2 protein-coding genes and 1 pseudogene are annotated in these 3,045 nt (G+C 33.5%); all 3 read left to right on the top strand.

Features of this window, described 5'->3' with window-relative positions; genetic code table 11:
• A pseudogene (locus tag WFK35_RS21875) lies at window positions 1-304 on the top strand (prephenate dehydratase); the annotation flags it as partial.
• 327 nt (window positions 305-631) lie between these two features.
• Window positions 632-1,366 (top strand): hypothetical protein, encoded by a 735-nt coding sequence (locus tag WFK35_RS21870; RefSeq protein ID WP_336734676.1) that lies wholly within the window; start codon window positions 632-634, stop codon window positions 1,364-1,366.
• Window positions 1,367-1,481: 115 nt separating this feature from the next.
• Window positions 1,482-3,045, top strand: a 1,564-nt coding sequence (locus WFK35_RS21865) for a DUF2339 domain-containing protein (RefSeq protein ID WP_336734674.1), incomplete at its 3' end; no start/stop codon positions are given.

Raw genomic sequence — 3,045 nt, 5'->3', positions numbered from 1 at the left:
CACTGCTTACAGTAATGAAAATCTGGAAGTTTTGGGAGAAAAATCCGGTCTGCTGATCACCCTTCCTGAAGATCATGCGGGAGGACTTCATCAGGTTCTGTCGGTTTTTGCATGGCGAAAGATGAACCTCAGCAAAATAGAATCCAGAACCCTGAAAACAGGACTCGGAAATTATTTTTTCTTCATCAATGTAGCCGGAAGCTGGGAATCGGCACTTTATCAAAATGCACTTGAAGAATTAAAAGCACTGAATGTAGAAGTAGATTTTCTCGGAAGCTATAAAGAATTTTTTCTAAAAAGCTAATTAATAATTATTTACAAACACATATACCAATCAACATATTTCATCTCAAAGAGATTTATTTAGTTATTTTCTTGGTTTTAAAAATAAAAAAAACTATTTTTACTTAGTTGTTATCTGCAAGCTATTGATTAGTAGAAATTTTCAAGTATTTAGAAGGCAAAACAATAACCACTTAATTAACATAATTTATATATGATTAAATTTTTATGATAATTTTTCAATAATTATTGAAAAATTATCATAAATAAAACCTTCATTGCATGATATTTGATATAACTAGAACAACTGACTGAGAATAAAACCATTAACTAATTTAAATTTTGTAGCATGAAAACTAAAATTTGTAGCTTACTTTTGGCTATGATGTCAGCCTCAACTTTTGCTCAAAGTGGATGGGTTGGCATTAACACTCCAAACCCACAAGCAAATCTCGACATTAATGGAACAATGAAAATCAGGCAAACTCCTGCAGCTTCAACTATTTCGGGATACCAGATGCTTGCTGTTAACCAAAACACCGGTGGAGACTCACAGGTTGTACAGATCGCACCACAGGTTATTGCAGATTATGTATTGACTTCGGGAACAAACACTTCTGTTTATTCTGCGAAAAAATCATCAGGTATTACTTTGATCAATGTGGGAATTTTACCAAACGGTTTCAGACCGGTAAATTTTTTAACCACAGAAAGAACTACAGGTACAGCATCTTTGTTCTCTGATTCTGACAATACGTATACAGTACCTTCTACAGGTGTTTATGCAATCGGATTTAGTTTCAGGTATGGTACAGGTATTCAATCCGGAGTTCTTACGACAACGCCAAGCATTGCCATTTTAAGAAACCGCGCAGGAACTTCTACCATCATCGACACGAGTGATTTCAGCGGAGTCAATCTTGGATTGGTTAGTTTAACGATCTCTGAGGGAAGTATTAATTCATTATATTCTCTTCAGGCAGGAGATAAAATATCTTTCGGTCTTACCAACAACACTGTACTGGATTTGGGGTTACTCGGTTCAAGCACAGGTTCTTTCTATATTTACAAAATATCTAATTAATTTTTATAGTTCAAATATTACTTTCAGATTAATCCGCCATATAATTTGCTTATTGGCGGATTAATTATTTGCTATTAAGTTTATTGTTATATTTGATACTCCCAAAAGAACAAAGATGATTTATGCAATTGTTATTTTCCTTATTCTTTTTATATTCATCATTTATAATAATCTGAGCAGTAAGATCAGCAGATTAGAACAAAAGGTTTCGGAACTGAGTTCAAAACTGAATCCTGAAATTCCGGAAAGTAAAGAAGAAAAAGAATGGCAGAAAATTCCGCACCCGGCAGAACATGAAGTTCTTCCTCAGAAAGAAAAAAATATTCAGCAAGAAATTATTCCTGAAAAAGAAGGAAAAGACTGGATGAATATTATCTTCGAATTTCTGAAACAGAATGCTATAACCATTATCGGGATTTTCACTTTGGTTTTGGGAATCGGTTATTTTGTAAAGTATGCCATTGATAAAAACTGGATCGGAGAAACCCCAAGAGTAGGAATCGGATTCTTTCTGGGAGCAGTCATTATTTTACTTGGTCATTTTTTAAGGAAAAACTATTCAGTCTTTTCTTCCATTATTACAGGAGGCGGGATTGCCGTTTTGTATTTTACGGTTACTATTGCTTTTCGGGAATATCATTTGTTTTCGCAAAACATTGCTTTTTCTGTTACCTGCCTGATTACTTTGATATGCATTGCACTCTCCTATTATTATAAAAGTGAAATTCTGATTATTTTCTCTTTATTCGGAGGTTTTTTAGCACCATTGATGGTTAGTTCCGGACACAGCAACTATCCGTTTTTGTTTACTTACATTACGGTTCTGAATCTGGGAATGCTCGCCATTGCCTTTCTTAAAAACTGGAAAAGTATCGGATGGATTGCATTCATATTCACTTATGTTTATCTTTTGTACTGGACTTTTGAAACTACGCAGCTTACAAGCATTTATTTCTATATTTCAGGATACATTATCTTCTATTCTTTTGCCTTAAAAAATTATTTCCGGAAAGAAGCAATGTCTTCACCGGATATTCTGATGCTTGTTTTAATTAATTTTACCAATATCATCGGACTGGTTTATATTTTTAATCAGCTTGGCTATGAACCTGTGATTATTTTTCCGCTGATTTTTGCTTTGGTGAATTCATTTTTGCTTTTCAGAGAATATTCTCAAAAGAATTTTGGAATTAACTACTCTGTTTTTACAGCCGTTACAGTGAGTCTTTTAACATTAGCCGTTGCACTGCAGTTCAAAACCCATCTCATCACGAGTGTCTGGGCAATTGAAGCAACGCTCCTTTTATATATATGGAAGAAAACCTGCCTGCCGATTTTCAGAAAATGTTTCTATGTTCTTTTTCCTTTGGTAATTGCTGCACAAGTAATTACCTGGACAGAATATATTGATGCCAAAAATCTGAATATTGTTTTCAATCCTGTGTTTTTAACAAGCTTGGTAACGTTGATAACAACATTTTTCAATTTATTTTTACTGAAAAAACATCCCGATCACGACGAAAAATTCAATACTTTTCTTGAATATTTATTTTCGATATTAAGCTATGGTGTTATCTATTTCGCTATTCTACTGGAAATCATGTATCATATTTCCTCACAACCTTGGATTGTAATTTTCAGTGTCGGAATCATTTTTACACTTTATTATATTTTCGCAA

The sequence above is a fragment of the Chryseobacterium sp. VD8 genome (assembly GCF_037149975.1).
GTDB lineage: Bacteria > Bacteroidota > Bacteroidia > Flavobacteriales > Weeksellaceae > Chryseobacterium > Chryseobacterium indicum.
This window is presented reverse-complemented; position numbering and strand designations above follow the sequence as displayed.

Bases quoted from the DNA above. Each gene is read 5' to 3' on its own strand.
- WFK35_RS21870 (WP_336734676.1), top strand. From the start codon at position 632: ATGAAAACTAAAATTTGTAGCTTACTTTTGGCTATGATGTCAGCCTCA.